Raw genomic sequence first — 17,574 nt, forward strand, 5'->3', positions numbered from 1 at the left:
CCGAAGCTGACGGATAAGGTGAGCGATCCGGTGCCCCGGCCGGACCAGAGGCCGGGCACCAGCAGCCGGATCGTTGACCGTGCGCCTTGGGGGAGGCGCGTCGCGAGGCACCGACGGAGGATTCGAGCAACCGTGGATGCGCAAAGCCGTGGCCGGGCCGACGAGATCGACCCCGCAGACCAGTGGGTGCTCAACCCCCGCACCGGTCACTACGAACTGCGACTGGCCGACTCCGCAGAGCAGCAGCGGCCCAGAGTCACCGCCCCCCGCAGAGCGGCGGCGCCCTCGGCGCCCACCGCCCCCTCCCCTTCCCCTTCCCCCTCGGTACCGAAGCCGCGGCGCGGCGACGGGCCGCCCGGCCGGCGCACCGGCCGCTCCCGCAAGGGCGCGGGCGGCGGGCGCCGCAAGAAGGCGCTGGTCATCACCGGTGGGACGCTGGCGTTCCTGCTGGTCGCCGGGGCGGTGGGCGGGTACCTCTATTACGACCACCTGAACAGCAACCTCAGCGTCACCGACATCGCGGGCGCGGGCACCGGCGGCTTCAAGAAGGACCAGGCCATCAACATCCTGGTCATCGGCACCGACAAGCGCAGCGGCGCCGGCAACGAGGGCTACGGGGACAAGGACAGCGTCGGCCACGCCGACACCACGATCCTCTTCCACGTCGCCAAGGACCGCTCCAACGCCACCGCGCTGTCCATCCCGCGCGACCTGATCACCAACATCCCGTCCTGCCCGACGAAGCAGCCGGACGGATCGACGAAGACGATCCCCCCCACCAAGGGCACCCGCTTCAACACCAGCCTGGGCCAGGAGGGCCGCGACGCGGGCTGCACCATGCGGACGGTCAAGGAACTCACCGGCATCGAGGTCGACCACTTCATGATGGCCGACTTCAACGCCGTCAAGACGCTGAGCACGGCGGTCGGCGGAGTACCGGTGTGCCTGGACAAGGCCGTCAACGACGAAGAGGGTTCCCACCTCAAACTGGACGCCGGCGAACACCGGCTGGAGGGCGAACAGGCCCTCGCCTTCGTCCGCACCCGGCACGGCTTCGGCAACAACAGCGACCTGGACCGGATCAGGATCCAGCAGCAGTTCCTGGGTTCGATGATGCGTGAGATGAAGTCGAAGGAGACGCTGACCAGCCCCAAAAAGTTCCTCTCCCTCGCGGAGGCCGCCACCAAATCGCTGGGTGTGGACTCGGGGATCGGGTCCATCGGCAAACTCACCGATCTGGCGGGCGAGTTGAAGGGCATCGACACGAAGAACATCACCTTCACCACCCTGCCGGTGGTCGACAATCCGGCCGAACCGGTAGGCAAGAAGGCAACCGTCGTCGTCGATCACGCCTTGGCCGATCCGCTGCTGCAGATGATCCGGGGGGACGTCTCGCTCACCGAGGTCGAGAAGAAGGAGCAGGCCGCGAAGGAGTCGGCCGACGCGGACACGAAGGCCAAGCAGGACGCGCTGCTCCAGGGCAACAAGGCGCCCGCCGCGGACGTCCGGGTGGCCGTCTACAACGGCGGTGGCCCCTCGGGCTCCGCCTCCACCACCTTGAAGTGGCTGCAGATCACCAAGGGCGTGCCCAAGGCCAGCAACCTCGGCAACGCGCCCGCGAAGGTCGGGGCCACGCAGCTGGAGTACGCGCCCAACCAGGCCGACCAGGCCCGGGCGCTGGCGGAGATGATGGGGCTGTCGTCCTCGGCGATGAAGATGGGGACGGCCGACGCCGGGGCGAAGACGCCGATGAAGCTGACGCTGGGCCCGGACTTCCAGCAGCCGGGCGCCCCGCTGGCGCCGCCCGTTCCGCAGGAGTTGCCCAAGGACGTCCAGCAGGCCCAGGCCGACAAGGCCGTCTGCGCCAAATAACGGGCCGTAGCAGGCAGTACCGGCACAATGCCGAGCAATCAGGATCTTTAGGGGGAGTACGCGTGAGGCACAGCAGCGTGCGCGGGGAGGGGGCCGCCGCCGACGACACGGCCGACGACATATCCGGCGGTGGCACGGGCGCGAGCGGCTCGGTGCCCCCGCCGCGGGACGGGTCCCGGACCGCGGGACAGGCGGCGGCCGGCCGTCCCGGCAGGCGGGGCCGCCGGCGCGTGCTGCGCTGGGTGGCCTCCGTACTGTCCCTGCTCATACTCGGGACGGGCGCGGCCGGTTACCTGTACTACCGCCACCTCAACGGCAGCATCAAGACGGACCCGCTGAACCTCGGCGAGACCAAACTGGGCGGTTCCAAGCCCAACGCCTTCGGGCAGACCCCGCTGAACATCCTCCTCATCGGCTCCGACGCGCGCGACGACCCGGCGAACCAGGCCCTCGGCGGGGCGACGGACACCTTCGACGGACCGCCGCTGGCGGACGTGCAGATGCTGCTGCACCTGTCCGCGGACCGCAGCAACATGTCCGTGGTGTCGATGCCCCGCGACACGATGCTGATGATGCCCAAGTGCACCGAGCCCAGCGGCAAGGTGCACGCCGCCAGCAAGGGGCTCGTCCAGACCAACGAGTCGCTCCAGCGCGGCGGACCGGGCTGCACGGTCGCCGCCTGGACCGAGCTGACGAAGATACCCATCGACCACTTCATGATGATCGACTTCAAGGGCGTGGTCTCGATGGCGGACGCCATCGGCGGCGTCCCGGTCTGCGTGGAGCAGAACGTCCACTCCCGCACCCGCGACGGCAAGGGCTCCGGCCTGAAGCTGGAGAAGGGCACGACCGTCATCCAGGGCGAGCAGGCCCTGCAGTGGCTGCGCACCCGCTACGGCTTCGAGGACGGCACCGACATCGGCCGTACCCACGCCCAGCACCAGTACATGAACTCGATGGCCCGCGAGTTCCGCAAGAACGCCAAGCTCACCAACCCGGTCAAACTCAACAGCCTGGCGCAGGCGGCGATCGAGGCCATGGTCGTGGACCCCGGCCTGAACAAGATCGACAAGCTGTACGACCTCAGCATGGAGCTCAAGAAGGTCCCCCCGGGGCGGATCACGATGACCACCATGCCGTGGGTCTACAGCACCAAGCCCGGCATGGACGGACGGGTCGAGCCCATGGCGGGCGAGGCCGAGGCCGTGTTCCGGATGGTCCGCGAGGACATCGCGCTCGACGGCAAGGGATCGGGAACGCCCACCGATGCCGCCTCCCCCGGGGCGGCCGCCTCCGCGACCACGGCTCCCCCGGCCGCCCCGACCACGGCTCCCGCGTCCGCCCCGGCGAAGATCGCGGTCTCCGTCCGCAACGCCACCGGCGGCAAGGACGGCGCCCAGGCCAAGGCCAAGGGCCGGGCGGGCGACGTCGCCGCACTGCTGACCGGCAGGGGCTTCACCAAGGCCACCGCCGACGTCCAGACCGGGGCCGAGGACACCACGGTGATCCGCTTCGCCACTGACGGGCAGGCGGCCGACGCCGCCGTCGTGGCCACCGCGCTCGGCCTGCCGGCCTCCTCGGTGCAGAAGTCCGACGAGGTACCGGGGATCACGCTGTTCGTCGGCAAGGACTGGCGGACCGGCGACGCGCCGACCCCGCCGCCGGCCGCCCCCACCAAGGCGCCGGACTCCGCCCACGCGCTCAACGGCGACAACGATCAGGCCTGCATGCCGATCCAGCCGGGCTTCACCTGGTAGGCGCTTACACGAAAGGGGCCCGGCGGCACAGTGGTTGCTGCCGCCGGGCCCCTTTCGTGCGTCTCAGGCCTGCGGGGCGTTCTGCTGCACGGCCGGGCGGCGGCTCGCGATCAGCTTGTCCGCGAGCGAGCGCGGGCTCGTCAGGAAGCCGTAGCCCCAGCACAGGTGCATGGTGGCCAGGGCGAGCGGGATCTGCGCCCGGGCCTTGAGGGAGAGGCCCTTGCCCGCCGGGACGGATCCCGCGGCGATCGCCGCGAGGTAGCCGGCCGGGACGGCGAAGCCCAGCGGGCTGACGGTCACGCCCACGACCACGCCGGCCGCGATCGCGCAGACCAGGGTCGGCGGGGCCAGGTAGCGCAGGTTGATGGAGCCCTCGTGGTAGCGGGCCACCACGTGCCGCCACCGGCCGTAGTCCTTGTACTGCTTGGCCAGCGCCCGTACGGAACGCCGCGGGCGGTACTGGACCTTCAGCTCCGGCGAGAACCAGATCAGACCGCCGGCCTCACGGATGCGGAAGTTCAGCTCCCAGTCCTGGGCGCGGATGAACTCCTCGTTGTAGCCGCCCTGCTGCTCCAGCGCCTCGCGGCGGAAGACGCCGAGGTAGACGGTCTCGGCCGGTCCCGCCCGGCCGCCGGTGTGGAAGGGCGCGTTGCCGACGCCGATCCTGGAGGTCATCGCGGCGGCGACGGCGTCCTCCCAGGCGTTCTGGCCCTCGGCGTGCATGATGCCGCCGACGTTCTGCGCGCCGGTCTCCTCCAGGAGGCGGACGGCGGTGGCGATGTAGTCCGGCGAGAGCATGCCGTGGCCGTCGACGCGTACCACGATCGGGTGACGCGACGCCTTGATGGCGGCGTTCAGGGCCGCCGGGGTCCGGCCGGTGGGGTTCGGGACGGTGTGGACTCGGGGATCCTCGGCGACGAGCTCGGCGGCGATCTCGTCGGTGCGGTCCGTGGACGGCCCGAGCGCGATCACCACCTCCATCTCGCCCGCGTACTCCTGTTCCAGGATGTGGCGGACGGAGTCGCGGAGGTAGTGCTCCTCGTTGAGCACCGGCATGATCACCGAGACTGCGGGCTGCTGGGCGGGCATGTGGTCCTTCAAGGTCGGGTATCGGTGTCACGTTACCGCGTACGGGGGAACCGGGTGCGCGCCGAGTGAGCGGTACGGACAGACGCTGATCGTATGGGCCTACTGTTCTGACGAATCAGACCGATCTGGCCCGTCCGTCGACCGGGGCTCCCGTTGATCCCCGCGGAGGTGTCCACCGTGCCCCAGCCGCACCGCCCCACCCGTCCCGCCAGGCCGCCCCAGCCGCAGCCGCGGCGCGCACGGCGCGGCGGTCCGGACGGCGGTACGGGCAGCGGTACGGCCCGGCGCCGGGGCGACAGACCCCGGTGGGGGGTGCGGATCGCGGCCGGGCTGTCGGTGGTGGTGCTGGGCTCGGGGGCCGTCGGGCACGCCGTGATGACCGGGCTGGACACCGGGATCGAGCGGGTGGACCCGTTCAAGGACATGAAGAACCGCCCACAGGCCGGGCACGGGCTGAACTTCCTGCTCGTGGGCACGGACGGCCGGGAGAAGATCAGCCCCGAGGAGAGGCGCGAGTACCGCCTCGGCGGAGCGCCCTGCCACTGCACCGACACGATCATGCTGGTCCACCTGTCGGCGGACCGCGAACGGGCGAGCGTGGTCAGCCTGCCCCGCGACAGCTACGCCGAGATCCCCGAGCACCAGGACCTGAACAGCGGCAAGCCGCACAAGGGGCACCCCGTGAAGCTGAACGCCGCGTACGCGGAGGGCGGGCCCAACCTGACCGTACGGACCGTCGAGAACATGACCCGGGTGAAGATCGACCACTACCTGGAGGTCGACTTCACCAGCTTCATGAAGACGGTCGACGCGGTCGGCGGCGTGGAGATCTGCACCGCCAAGACCATGCGCGACGCGAACACCGGCCTCGACCTGCTGCCCGGCACCCACCGGCTGACCGGCGGGCAGGCCCTGCAGTACGTACGCTCGCGCCATGTCGACGGGGCCTCCGACCTCGGCCGGATGCAGCGCCAGCAGCGGTTCGTCGCCGCCCTGATCCAGCAGGCGACCGCCGGCGGGGTGCTGCTCAACCCGGTGAAGTTCAAGCAGGTCAGCTCCACGCTGCTCGGCTCGGTCCGGGCCGACACGGGCTTCGGTTCGGAGCAGATGCTCGCACTGGGACAGGCCATGCGGGACTTCACCCCGTCGTCCTCGGAGTTCGCCTCCGTGCCCGTCGGCGACCCCTCGTACCCCGTCAAGGGCATCGGCTCGACGGTGAAGTGGGACGAGCCGAAGGCCGCGAAGCTGTTCGAGGCGCTGCGGCAGGACCGTCCGCTCGCCCCGGCCCGGCCCGGGAAGCCCGGCGGTCGGCCGGCGGCGGTGGCGGTGGACGTGCCCCCGCAGCAGATCCGCGTCCAGGTGGAGAACGGGACCCGGATCGACGGCCTGGGCGGCCGGGTCGACGCGGCGCTGCGCGCCACCGGCTTCGACACCACCGGGGCCCCCGGCAACGGCGCCGGCCGCGACGTCAAGCGCACGGTGGTCGCCTACGACCCGCGCTGGGACCGCTCCGCCCGGTCGGTGGCGAGCGCGCTGCCGGGCAGCGAGCTGCGGGCGGTGCCGGGCCAGGGGCGGACGGTGACGGTGGTCGCGGGCTCGGACTACCGCAAGGTGGTGCCGGTTCGTGCGGAGGACCCGTACCAGGGCGGCGCCGCCGGGGTGGTCACGGGCGGCGACGTGGTCTGCGGGAGCTAGACCCTGTCGTCACAGTGGCGCCGGGCCGCGGAGCCCGGCGGCCGTCACTCGTCGAAGCCCTGGGCCGCCCGCTCCTCGCGCAGGGCCATGATCGCCTTGCGGCGGGCGAGCCGGTGCGTGCGGCGGATCTGGGCCTCCTGGTAGCGGCGCTCGTCCTGTTCGGTCTCCGGGAGGACGGGCGGAACCGGGCGGGGCTTGCCCTCGGCGTCCACGGCCGCGAAGACGAGGTAGGCACTGCCGACCTGGGTGGCGGGGGTGGACTCGTTCCACCGCTCCGCGAGGACCCGTACGCCGATCTCCATGGAGGAGCGGCCGGTCCAGTTGCACTGGGCCTTCACGTGCACGAGGTCTCCGACGCGCACGGGGGCGAGGAAGACCATCTCGTCCATGGACGCGGTGACCGCGGGGCCACCGGAGTGGCGGCCGGCCACGGCCCCCGCCGCGTCGTCCACCAGCTTCATGATCACGCCACCGTGCACCGTGCCCAGGAGGTTGGTGTCGTTGGCGGTCATGATGTGGCTGAGGGTCGTACGGGAGGCCGCGGTCGGCTTCCCGGGCAGCTCGCCCGGTATCTGTGTCATACGGACACCTTAGATGCGTATCGGAGGCATCAGCTCTGCAACAGCCGCGGTACGGATGGCCCCCCGGGCTGTCGGACGACGCGCCCGGGCAGGCATCCTTGGCGCATGAATGACTGGCCAGAGGGGTGGAGCGGCGACCGCGACGAGCGTGGCCGCCGTGACGACGGGTACGGACGCGGCAGCGCGCAGGCGCAGCCCGAGGGCCCGCAGCGGATGCGGCACGTCCAGCGGCAGCAGCCCGCGCGCCCGGCGGTCCCGCCGCCCGCCCGGCGGCCCGGAACGCAGCCGCCCGCACCGGGTGTGCCCCCGCAGCAGACGCAGAGCCCCGACACCTACGGCGGCTACGACAGCGGCTACAACACGGGCCAGGTCTACGGCTCGCCCGCGGGGCCCGGCGGGCCCGCGCAGCCGCCCTCGGGGCCCGGCGGGCCCGGGCGCCCCGGGCGGGCGCCCGGCCCGGCGCCGGACTGGCGCAAGCGGATCAAGATCGGCTCGATCGCGCTGGTCTCCGCGCTGGTGGTGACCTCGGTCTCCACCTACTTCTGGGCCGACTCCAAGGTGCGCCGGGAGGTGGACCTCTCCAAGGTCGTCGAGCGCCCGAAGGAGGGCGACTGCACGACGTACCTGATCGTGGGCTCCGACAGCCGCGAGGGGATGTCCGACGAGGAGAAGAAGAAGCTCCACACGGGCTCGGCCGAGGGCAAGCGGACCGACTCGATGATGATCCTCGCGAAGTGCTCCAGCGGGAACACGATGATCTCGCTGCCGCGCGACTCGGACGTGGAGATCCCGTCCTTCGTGGGCTCCGAGTCGGGCAAGAAGTTCCCCGCCCAGGGGCGGCGGGTGAAGCTGAACGCGGCGTACGCGGAGGACGGCCCCGAGCTGCTCGTCCGGACGGTCGAGCACAACACGGGCCTGCGCATCGACCACTACGCGGAGATCGGCTTCGCCGGCTTCGCGAACATCGTGGACGCGCTGGGCGGTGTGGAGCTGGACATCGAGGAGGGCTTCAAGGACGAGAAGTCGGGCGCCGACTTCAAGGCCGGCAAGCAGACGCTCAACGGCGAGCAGTCGCTGGCCTTCGTACGGACGCGGTACGCCTTCGCCGAGTCGGACCTGCAGCGGACGAAGAACCAGCAGAAGTTCCTGTCGGCGCTCGCCGGCCAGGCCGCGACCCCGTCCACGGTCCTCAACCCGTTCGAGCTGTACCCGCTGCTGGGCGCGGGCCTGGACACGCTGATCGTGGACAAGGACATGGGCCTGTACGACATGGGCCAGATGTTCTTCGCGATGAAGGGCGTCAACGGCGGTGACGGCGTCTCGATGAACATGCCGATCTCCGGCCAGCGCGGCGGCAACCTCGTGTGGGACAAGGCGAAGGTGCAGCAGCTGGTGAAGCAGATCCAGAACGACGAGAAGGTCACCGTCCGCGGCAACTGACCGGACCGGACCGACGGGCGCCCGGCCTCCGGGCGCCCGGGATCAGATGCCCGGCATCGGACGCCCGGGCATCAGATGGCCGGGCATCAGATGGCCGGAATCACGCGTCCGGGATCACGCGTCCGGGGAGAAGCGGATGGCGGCGGCGGGCAGCTGCGCCCCGCACCACACCCGGGCGCCCGCGCGGAGTTCGTTGTCGGCCCCCACGACGGCGTCGTCGCCGATGACGGCGCCGTCCAGCACGGTCCGCGCGCCCACCGAGGCACGGGCACCGATCAGGCCGGCGCTCACCTGCGCGTCGGGGCCGATGAACGCGCCCTCCAGCACGATGGAGCCCTGGACGACCGCCCCCGCTTCGATCCGGGCGCCGGCGCCCACGACGGTGCCCCCCGACAGCTTGGCCCCGGCGGCCACCTGGGCGCCGGGCAGCACGAGGAACTCGCCGCGCCGTCCGGGGACGGCCGGGGAGGACACCACACCGCGGACCAGGTCGGCGGAGGCCTGGACGATGGCCTCCGGCTTGCCGAGGTCCATCCAGTACGTGTTCTCGGTGACACCGTGCAGCCTGGCCCCGGAGGCGAGCAGACCGGGGAAGGTCTCGCGCTCGACGGAGACCGGGCGGCCGGCCGGGATGGAGTCGATGACGCTGCGCCGGAAGACGTAGCAGCCGGCGTTGATCTGGTCGGTGATGATCTCCTCGGGGGTCTGCGGCTTCTCGGTGAAGGCCAGTACCCGCCCCTCGGAGTCGGTGGGGACCAGACCGAAGGCGCGCGGGTCGTCGACCTGCACCAGGTGCAGCGAGACGTCGGCGTCGGCCGTTTCGTGGGACGCCACGAGGCCGGCGATGTCCAGGCCGGTGAGGATGTCGCCGTTGAAGACGAGGACGGCGGAGTCCGGGCCGCCCGTGAGCAGCTGCGCGGCGTTGCGGATGGCGCCGCCGGTGCCGAGCGGTTCGTCCTCGACGACGTACTCCAGGTGGACGCCGAACTCGGATCCGTCGCCGAAGTAGGGCTCGAAGACCTCGGCGAGGTAGCAGGTGGCCATCACGATGTGCGTGACCCCGGCAGCGGCGGCCCGGGCTATCTGGTGGGCGAGGAACGGGACGCCTGCTGTGGGGACCATCGGCTTGGGCGTGTTCACCGTCACGGGGCGCAGTCGCGTCCCTTGTCCGCCGACCAGCAGGATCGCTTCCGTCATTGCGTTCTCCCCAACCGATTCCGGCGTACGAAGGTCCAAATTTAGCCCATCCGGGGGCGCCCGGAGGCCGGTGCCGGATGCGTCTGCCGGCGCGCGCACGCATGCGGACGCCGCGCTCGGTGTGTCATGAAATGAGTGTGTTGTTCGCCCGGTCAGGGGGCGAACGGATTGGCGTGGCCGGGCAGTTGCTGCCCGGGCCGCAGGAAGCTCTGCCTGCCGCGCCCGTCCCGTACCGGGACGAATCCGGCGCCCGTCAGCCGCCGGGCGATCCGCTGTCGGCGGATGTCGCCCAGTTTGAACGCGCCGGCCAGGAACGCCGCCGACACGCCTCCGCCGGCCAGCGCGACGAAGGACTTCCCGGACACGAGCAGGGCGAGGGCCAGGACCACGCACATCCCGTAGCCGACCGTCTTTCGGCCACCGTCCGCGGCGTGGGAGGACAGGGCGTCGAACATGATCCGGTCCTTGACCCGGGCGACGGCGTCGGCCGCCTCGGGGAGGGGCCGGAAGGACCCCTGGCACAGCCCGGGCACCGCGCCGCCGTTGCCCGCCTGCGGGTACGCGGCGACGGTGGCGGCCTGGCGGGCGCGAACCCCGGGGCCGGGGTCCCGGTACATCTCGACCAGGGCCAGCTGCTTCTTGTGCCCGGTCCGGTGCGTGCGCCCGTACTCGAAGCCGTAGTGCTCCGCCACGTGGGCCAGGGCCGCCATCCGCCCCAGGGCGGACGAGGGGCCGATCTCGATGACGTCCTTGTGGGCGATCTGCCGCAGCAGACCGGATATCTCGCGTTCCACGGACATCTTTCCCCGCCCCACCCCACGCGCCGACGACTGGATCGGCGCACAGCCCAGCCCGCCGCCCCCGACGCGGACGTCCCCGGCGGGCTGCCGGGGGCGTTCGCGTCGACGCAGGTCAGACCCGGGTTACGGCAGGTTGCGGGCCATGACGATCCGCTGGACCTGGTTGGTGCCCTCGTAGATCTGGGTGATCTTGGCGTCGCGCATCATGCGCTCGACCGGGTAGTCACGGGTGTAGCCGTAGCCGCCGAGGAGCTGGACGGCGTCCGTGGTGACCTCCATGGCCACGTCGGAGGCGAAGCACTTGGCCGCGGCACCGAAGAAGGTCAGGTCGCCGTCGACGCGCTCGGACTTGGCCGCGGCCGCGTACGTGAGCTGGCGGGCGGCCTCGATCTTCATGGCCATGTCCGCGAGCATGAACTGCACGCCCTGGAAGTCGCCGATCGGCTTGCCGAACTGCTTGCGCTCCTGGACGTAGCCCTTGGCGTAGTCCAGGGCGCCCTGCGCGATGCCGAGCGCCTGGGCGGCGATCGTGATGCGGGTGTGGTCGAGGGTCTTCATCGCGGTGGCGAAGCCGGTGCCCTCGGCGCCGATCATGCGGTCGGCGGGGATGCGGACGTTGTCGAGGTAGACCTCGCGCGTCGGGGAGCCCTTGATGCCGAGCTTCTTCTCCGGAGCGCCGAAGGACACGCCCTCGTCGCCCTTCTCGACGACGAAGGCGCTGATGCCCTTGGAGCGCTTCTCCGGGTCGGTGACGGCCATGACCGTGTAGTACTCGGAGACGCCCGCGTTGGTGATCCAGCGCTTGACGCCGTTGAGGACCCAGAAGTCCCCGTCGCGCACGGCCCGCGTCTTCATGCCGGCGGCGTCGGAGCCCGCGTCCGGCTCGGACAGCGCGTACGAGAACATCGCGTCGCCCTTGGCCAGGGGGCCGAGGTACTTGGCCTTGAGCTCCTCGGAGCCGGAGAGGATCACCGGGAGCGAGCCGAGCTTGTTGACGGCCGGGATCAGGGAGGAGGAGGCGCAGACGCGGGCCACCTCCTCGATCACGATCACGGTCGCGAGGGCGTCGGCGCCGGCGCCGCCGTAGGTCTCGGGCACGTGGACGGCGTGCAGGTCGCTGGCGACCAGGGCGTCCAGGGCCTCCTGCGGGAAGCGGGACTCCTCGTCGACCGCGGCGGCGAACGGGAGGATCTTCGCCTCGGCGAGCGAGCGGACCGACTCGCGGAGCATGTCGTGCTCCTCGGCCGGGCGGTACAGGTCGAAGTCGGCAGAACCCGCCAAGATCTCTCACTCCCCAGGGTGATGCGTGATGCTAACTACCGTTAAGTAACCCAATCTTAGTCGCCCGGTCACGGATGGCGATATGGACGGCCTACGTGAGCTGCGTGACAGCGGTGGTGCTCCTGGGGAACGTCCCCCCTGGTGGGCCCGACTATGCTCAGTGGCCGCAAACGGCCCCGCACCTCTGGAGCACCCATGGCCCCCCTCAGGATCACTGTGATCGGCACCGGATACCTCGGCGCGACCCACGCCGCGGCGATGGCGGAGCTGGGCTTCGAGGTGCTGGGGCTGGACGTGGTGCCGGAGAAGATCGAGATGCTGGCGGCGGGCCGGGTGCCGATGTACGAGCCCGGGCTGGAGGAGCTGCTCGCCGCGCACGTGGCCGGGCTGCCGGGCTCGACGGGGCGGCTGCGCTTCACGACCTCCTGGGAGGAGGTCGGGGAGTTCGGCGACGTCCACTTCGTGTGCGTGAACACTCCGCAGAAGCACGGCGAGTACGCCTGCGACATGTCCTACGTCGACGCGGCGATGGCCTCACTGGCCCCGCACCTGACGCGCCCGGTCCTGGTGGTCGGCAAGTCGACGGTACCGGTGGGCTCGGCGGAGCGGCTGGCGGCGAAGCTCGTGGAGCTGGCTCCGGCGGGCGCGGACGTGGAGCTCGCCTGGAACCCGGAGTTCCTGCGGGAGGGCTTCGCGGTGCAGGACACCCTGCACCCCGACCGGATCGTGATCGGCGTACAGGGCGAGCGCGCGGAGAAGCTGCTGCGCGAGGTGTACGGGACGCCGATGTCGGAGGGGACCCCGCTGGTGGTCACCGACTTCCCGACCGCCGAGCTGGTCAAGACCGCCGCCAATTCTTTCCTGGCCACCAAGATCTCGTTCATCAACGCGATGGCGGAGGTGTGCGAGGCCGCGGGCGGTGATGTGGTGAAGCTGGCGGAGGCCATCGGCTACGACGAGCGGATCGGCGCGAAGTTCCTGCGGGCCGGGATCGGCTTCGGCGGCGGCTGCCTGCCCAAGGACATCCGGGCCTTCATGGCGCGCGCCGGTGAGCTCGGCGCCGACCAGGCGCTGACCTTCCTGCGCGAGGTCGACTCCATCAACATGCGGCGCCGCGGACACATGGTGGAGCTGGCCCGGGAGGCGGTGGGCGGGTCCTTCCTCGGCAAGCGCGTCGCGGTCCTGGGCGCGACCTTCAAGCCGGACTCGGACGACGTACGCGACTCCCCCGCACTGAACGTGGCCGGGCAGATACACCTCCAGGGCGGCCAGGTCACCGTCTACGACCCCAAGGGCATGGACAACGCCCGGCGGGTCTTCCCCACCCTGGGGTACGCGGACTCAGCGCTGGAGGCGGCGCGCGGCGCGGAGGTCGTCCTGCACCTGACCGAGTGGCGCGAGTTCCGTGACCTGGACCCGGCGGAGCTGGGCCGCGTCGTCACCGACCGGCTGATCCTGGACGGCCGCAACGCGCTCGATCCCGAGCTCTGGCGCGCCGAGGGCTGGACGTACCGGGCGATGGGCCGCCCTCGCGCGTAGCCGCCCGGCCGCGGGCCGGCCACCGGGCCGCGGCGCGGGGCCGTTCCCCGGCCCGCCCCTTCCTCGGACGGGGCCGGCGCCCCGGACCCCGGCGGGGCCCGGCCGCGACGGCCCGAGGGCGGCGCGGCGGCGCGAAGCCGGGGAGGACCGCCGGGGCCGGGTCGTGCGGGGGGCGTGGTCAGGACGAGGGGCTGCGGCGGTGGTGGGCGGCGCGGGAGGTGAATTCCGCGTCGCGGAGGACCCGTTGGGCGTTGCCCCAGGTCAGCAGGGCCAGGTCGGCTTCCGGCCAGCCCCGGTCCAGGAGTTCCGCGATCAGATGGGGGTAGCCCGAGGGGTCGGTCAGGCCGGTCGGGCGGGAGGTGCCCCGTTCGGTGCCGAAGGCGGCGCCGAGGCCGACACCCTGAGGACCCGCGACCGCGCGGACGTGGTCGACGTGGTCCGCCACCGCGTGCAGGGAGTCACCGGTCCGCGTGGCGTCGAAGGTGACCATCGCCAGGCCGTTCGCCTCCCGCAGCGCGAGCAGGACCTCGTCCGTGACGTTGCCCGGGTGCGGGTTCAGGGCCGCGGCCGCCGTGTTCGAGACGACCACCGGGGCCTTCGAGGCGGTCGCGATCTGACGGGCCGCCGTGGGCGGGCACCCGGTCAGGTCCAGCACGATGCCCAGCCGGTTGGCCTCCTGGACCACCTCGTGGCCGAAGGCCGTCAGGTCCTGCTGGGCCCAGGGCGCTCCGGCGGGCGCGAGGATGCGTACGCCCAGCGCGTGGAAGGCGTGCAGCGGGCCCAGGGAGTCGGTCACGGCCTCGCCGGGCACCGGGCCGAGGAACGAGGCGATCCGGCCGCGGTTGCGGGCGTCGGCCATGTCGTCGGCGGTCAGCGCCAGGCAGAGGCTGTCCGGGTAGCGACGGATCAGGGCCAGCGCCACGTCGATCTGTTCCAGGGTGTCGGAGACGACCTGGCCCGTCGGGGTCCCCGCCCCGTGCGGGGTCAGGAGCGACCAGAACTGCGCGCCGACTCCGCCCGCGCGCAGCCGGGGGAGGTCGGTGTCGACTCCGCTGTCCCCCGGCTTGTCGATGTCGTGGTACGGGCTCTGGCGCAGCGTCCAGACGAGCGTGTTGCACCCGTCGGCGACGGGATGCACGGACAGCAGCGCGGCGGCCCGTTCGAGGGCGCAGGCCGCCGTATCGGACGGTGCGGGGACGTCTTCTGCTCCGATGCCCACTGAGTGGGGTTCGTCCTGCAGGTCGGCCATGGCGTTCGCTCCGGTCTCGGCGGCAGCAGGGAGAGATGGTGCCACCGTGACATGTGGGGCGCCCGGGTCGCCCGGCAGATGTGGCATTCGGGTGTGACCCGCAGGTCAGCAGGTCACACCCGGCCGCCGTAGCCGCCCCGCCCCGCCCCGCCCCCGCTAGATCACCGCGTTGGACGGGCCCCGGGACGCCGAGAGGTCCCGCGCAACCGCCTCCGCGTCGCGCAGCGCCCGTACCGCGTTGGACCAGGTCAGCTTGGCCAGGTCGGCCTTCGACCAGCCGCGCGCCAGGAGCTCCGCGATCAGGTTCGGGTAGCCCGCCACGTCGTCCAGCCCGGACGGGGTGAAGGCCGTGCCGTCGTAGTCCCCGCCGATGCCGATGTGGTCGACCCCGGCCACCTCGCGCATGTGGTCCAGGTGGTCGGCGACGGTGGCGGCCGTGGCCACCGGGCGCGGACGCCGCGCCTCGAAGGCCCGGTGCAGGGCCATCGCCTCGGGCGTGGTGTCCAGGTGGTGGAAGCCGTGGGCCCGCAGGTTCGCGTCCGCGGCCAGCGTCCACTCGACGGCCGCCGGGAGGATGAACTTCGGCACGAAGGTGGCCATCGCCACGCCGCCGTTGGCCGGGAGCCGCTCCAGCACGTCGTCCGGGATGTTGCGCGGGTGGTCGCACACCGCACGCGCCGAGGAGTGCGAGAAGACCACGGGCGCGGCCGAGACGTCCAGCGCGTCGCTCATCGTCGTCGCCGCCACGTGCGAGAGGTCCACCAGCATGCCGACGCGGTTCATCTCCCGGACGACCTCGCGGCCGAAGTCGGTGAGACCGCCGTGCCGGGGCTCGTCCGTCGCCGAGTCCGCCCAGTCGATGGTGTCGTTGTGCGTGAGCGTCATGTACCGCACGCCCAGCTGGTGCAGGGCCCGCAGGGTGGCGAGCGAGTTGTTGATCGAGTGGCCGCCCTCGGCACCCATCAGCGAGGCGATCCGGCCGTCGGCGCGGGCCGCCTCCATGTCGTCCGCCGTCAGCGCCCGCACCAGGTCGCCCGGGTAACGGGCGATCAGCTGGTCCACCACGTCCACCTGTTCCAGCGTGGCGCTGACCGCCTCGTCGCCGGTCAGCTCGGTGCTCACGTACACCGACCAGAACTGCGCGCCGACCCCGCCGGCCCGCAGCCGCGGGATGTCGGTGTGCAGGTACGCCGACTGGTCGCCGGCGATGTCCCGCTGGTCCAGGTCGTAGCGGACCTGCTTGCGCAGCGCCCAGGGAAGGTCGTTGTGGCCGTCCACGACGGGGTGCTCGGCCAGGAGCTCTCGCGCCTCGTCCAGGCGCTGCGCCGCGCTCACTTGCCGAACCCGAAGGAGTCCGCGCCCGCGACCTTCGTCCGCAGCCGCTTGCCCTTCTCGGTGGCCTGGTCGTTCAGCTCCTGCTGGAAGTCGCGCATCCGGGCCAGCAGCTCGGTGTCGTGCGCGGCCAGCATCCGTACGGCCAGCAGGCCCGCGTTGCGCGCCCCGGCAACCGAGACGGTGGCGACGGGAACCCCGGCGGGCATCTGGACGATCGACAGCAGCGAATCCATGCCGTCGAGGTACTTCAGCGGCACCGGGACGCCGATGACCGGCAGCGGGGTGACGGAGGCGAGCATGCCGGGCAGGTGGGCGGCGCCGCCGGCGCCCGCGATGATCGCCTTGAGGCCGCGGCCGGCGGCCTGCTCCCCGTACTCGATCATCTCGCGCGGCATCCGGTGGGCGGAGACGACGTCGACCTCGTACGGGATCTCGAACTCGTCCAGGGCCTGGGCGGCGGCCTCCATGACCGGCCAGTCGGAGTCCGAGCCCATGACGATGCCGATGACGGGACCAGCGGCGGAGGTGCTCATTCGGTGACCGTTCCTCTGAGGTAGTCGGCAGCGTGGCGTGCGCGCTCCAGCACATCGTCCAGGTCGTCGCCGTAGGTGTTGACGTGGCCGACCTTGCGGCCGTGCTTCACGTCCTTGCCGTACATGTGGATCTTCACCTGCGGGTCGTGGGCCATGCAGTGCAGGTACGCCGCGTACATGTCGGGGTAGTCCCCGCCCAGTACGTTCGCCATGACCGTCCAGCGGGCACGCGGGCGCGGGTCGCCCAGCGGAAGGTCCAGGACCGCCCGTACGTGGTTGGCGAACTGGGAGGTGACGGCCCCGTCCTGGGTCCAGTGGCCGCTGTTGTGCGGGCGCATGGCCAGTTCGTTGACCAGGATCCGGCCGTCGGCGGTCTCGAACAGCTCCACGGCCAGGTGGCCGGTCACGTCGAGCTCCTTGGCGATGCGCAGGGCGAGCGCCTGGGCCTCGCCCGCCAGCTCCTCCGAGAGGTTCGGGGCGGGGGCGATCACCGTGTCGCAGACCCCGTCCACCTGGACGGACTCCACCACGGGGTAGGCCACCGCCTGGCCGTGCGGGGAGCGGACGATGTTGGCCGCGAGCTCGCGGGTGTACTCGACCTTCTCCTCCGCCAGGACGGGGACGCCCGCCCTGAAGGGCGCCTCCGCGTCGTCGGGGGTGCGGACGAACCACACGCCCTTGCCGTCGTATCCGCCGCGCACCGTCTTGAGGATGACCGGGAAGCCTCCCACCTCGTCCGCGAAGGCCGCCACGTCCGCCGGATCGCGCACGATCCGGTGGCGGGGGCTGGGCGCGCCGATCTCGTCGAGCTTGGCGCGCATCACCCCCTTGTCCTGGGCGTGCACCAACGCGTGGGGCCCCGGGCGGACGGGGACGCCGTCCGCTTCCAGGGCCCTGAGGTGCTCGGTGGGTACGTGCTCGTGATCGAAGGTGATCACGTCGCAGCCGCGCGCGAAGGCGCGCAGCGTCTCCAGGTCGCGATAGTCGCCGATGACGACGTCGCTCACGACCTGGGCCGCCGAGTCCTGTGGGGTGTCACTGAGGATCTTGAATCTGATGCCGAGGGGGATACCCGCCTCGTGGGTCATGCGGGCGAGCTGTCCGCCGCCGACCATGCCGACTACCGGGAACGTCACTCCTCCAGGGTATCCGGCGGTATTCCGCCATCCGGACGTGACCCTGGCCAGGACCCGTCGGCGGAGCCCG

The 17,574-nt window shown here is 71.7% G+C and carries 14 protein-coding genes; 5 read left to right on the forward strand and 9 right to left on the reverse strand.

All coding sequences use genetic code 11. From position 1 onward, the window contains the following. The first annotated feature begins 132 nt into the window (after window positions 1-132). Entirely contained in the window at window positions 133-1,872 is a 1,740-nt protein-coding gene (locus ACFCZ1_RS29770) for an LCP family protein (protein ID WP_376681369.1), read from the forward strand. A gap of 62 nt (window positions 1,873-1,934) precedes the next feature. Then, complete coding sequence (locus ACFCZ1_RS29775) at window positions 1,935-3,629, forward strand: LCP family protein (RefSeq protein WP_376681370.1); 1,695 nt, start codon at window positions 1,935-1,937, stop codon at window positions 3,627-3,629. A gap of 63 nt (window positions 3,630-3,692) precedes the next feature. Here the strand turns inward: ACFCZ1_RS29775 and ACFCZ1_RS29780 are convergent, their stop codons facing one another. Continuing rightward, window positions 3,693-4,718 (reverse strand): glycosyltransferase family 2 protein, encoded by a 1,026-nt coding sequence (locus ACFCZ1_RS29780; protein ID WP_376681371.1) that lies wholly within the window; start codon window positions 4,716-4,718, stop codon window positions 3,693-3,695. 177 nt (window positions 4,719-4,895) lie between these two features. Between ACFCZ1_RS29780 and ACFCZ1_RS29785 the strand changes: the two genes are divergently transcribed. Further along, entirely contained in the window at window positions 4,896-6,413 is a 1,518-nt protein-coding gene (locus ACFCZ1_RS29785) for an LCP family protein (protein ID WP_376681372.1), read from the forward strand. A gap of 44 nt (window positions 6,414-6,457) precedes the next feature. On the opposite strand, the gene ACFCZ1_RS29790 is transcribed toward ACFCZ1_RS29785, so the two are convergent. Beyond that, window positions 6,458-6,994 carry an acyl-CoA thioesterase gene (locus ACFCZ1_RS29790; protein WP_376681373.1) on the reverse strand — a complete coding sequence of 179 codons (537 nt, stop codon included), beginning with the start codon at window positions 6,992-6,994 and terminating at the stop codon, window positions 6,458-6,460. A gap of 105 nt (window positions 6,995-7,099) precedes the next feature. Between ACFCZ1_RS29790 and ACFCZ1_RS29795 the strand changes: the two genes are divergently transcribed. Beyond that, a complete protein-coding gene (locus tag ACFCZ1_RS29795; RefSeq protein ID WP_376681374.1) occupies window positions 7,100-8,434 on the forward strand; it encodes an LCP family protein in 1,335 nt (444 codons plus the stop codon). A gap of 114 nt (window positions 8,435-8,548) precedes the next feature. Here the strand turns inward: ACFCZ1_RS29795 and ACFCZ1_RS29800 are convergent, their stop codons facing one another. The 3 genes from ACFCZ1_RS29800 to ACFCZ1_RS29810 form a co-directional block, all read right to left on the reverse strand. Beyond that, window positions 8,549-9,631: a sugar phosphate nucleotidyltransferase gene (locus tag ACFCZ1_RS29800; protein WP_376681375.1), complete on the reverse strand. Its 1,083-nt coding sequence runs from the start codon at window positions 9,629-9,631 to the stop codon at window positions 8,549-8,551. Between the two features lie 152 nt (window positions 9,632-9,783). After that, window positions 9,784-10,425 carry a hypothetical protein gene (locus tag ACFCZ1_RS29805; RefSeq protein ID WP_376681376.1) on the reverse strand — a complete coding sequence of 214 codons (642 nt, stop codon included), beginning with the start codon at window positions 10,423-10,425 and terminating at the stop codon, window positions 9,784-9,786. Window positions 10,426-10,554: 129 nt separating this feature from the next. Next, entirely contained in the window at window positions 10,555-11,712 is a 1,158-nt protein-coding gene (locus tag ACFCZ1_RS29810) for an acyl-CoA dehydrogenase family protein (RefSeq protein ID WP_376681377.1), read from the reverse strand. A 195-nt stretch (window positions 11,713-11,907) separates the two neighbouring features. Between ACFCZ1_RS29810 and ACFCZ1_RS29815 the strand changes: the two genes are divergently transcribed. After that, window positions 11,908-13,251: a UDP-glucose dehydrogenase family protein gene (locus ACFCZ1_RS29815; protein WP_376681378.1), complete on the forward strand. Its 1,344-nt coding sequence runs from the start codon at window positions 11,908-11,910 to the stop codon at window positions 13,249-13,251. Between the two features lie 178 nt (window positions 13,252-13,429). On the opposite strand, the gene ACFCZ1_RS29820 is transcribed toward ACFCZ1_RS29815, so the two are convergent. The 4 genes from ACFCZ1_RS29820 to ACFCZ1_RS29835 all read right to left on the reverse strand — a co-directional run bounded on the left by ACFCZ1_RS29820 (window position 13,430) and on the right by ACFCZ1_RS29835 (window position 17,504). Further along, a complete protein-coding gene (locus ACFCZ1_RS29820) occupies window positions 13,430-14,500 on the reverse strand; it encodes a membrane dipeptidase (RefSeq protein ID WP_376681379.1) in 1,071 nt (356 codons plus the stop codon). 156 nt (window positions 14,501-14,656) lie between these two features. Beyond that, a complete protein-coding gene (locus tag ACFCZ1_RS29825) occupies window positions 14,657-15,835 on the reverse strand; it encodes a dipeptidase (protein WP_376681380.1) in 1,179 nt (392 codons plus the stop codon). Further along, window positions 15,832-16,368 (reverse strand): 5-(carboxyamino)imidazole ribonucleotide mutase, encoded by a 537-nt coding sequence (gene purE, locus ACFCZ1_RS29830; protein WP_376681381.1) that lies wholly within the window; start codon window positions 16,366-16,368, stop codon window positions 15,832-15,834. Before purE ends, ACFCZ1_RS29825 begins: the two co-directional genes overlap by 4 nt. After that, window positions 16,365-17,504, reverse strand: coding sequence for a 5-(carboxyamino)imidazole ribonucleotide synthase (locus ACFCZ1_RS29835; RefSeq protein WP_376681382.1), 1,140 nt, complete (start codon window positions 17,502-17,504; stop codon window positions 16,365-16,367). The genes purE and ACFCZ1_RS29835 overlap by 4 nt, the downstream gene beginning before the upstream one ends. Window positions 17,505-17,574: the final 70 nt, after the last annotated feature.

It is taken from the genome of Streptomyces sp. NPDC056224 (genome assembly GCF_042267665.1).
Taxonomy (GTDB): Bacteria; Actinomycetota; Actinomycetes; order Streptomycetales; family Streptomycetaceae; genus Streptomyces.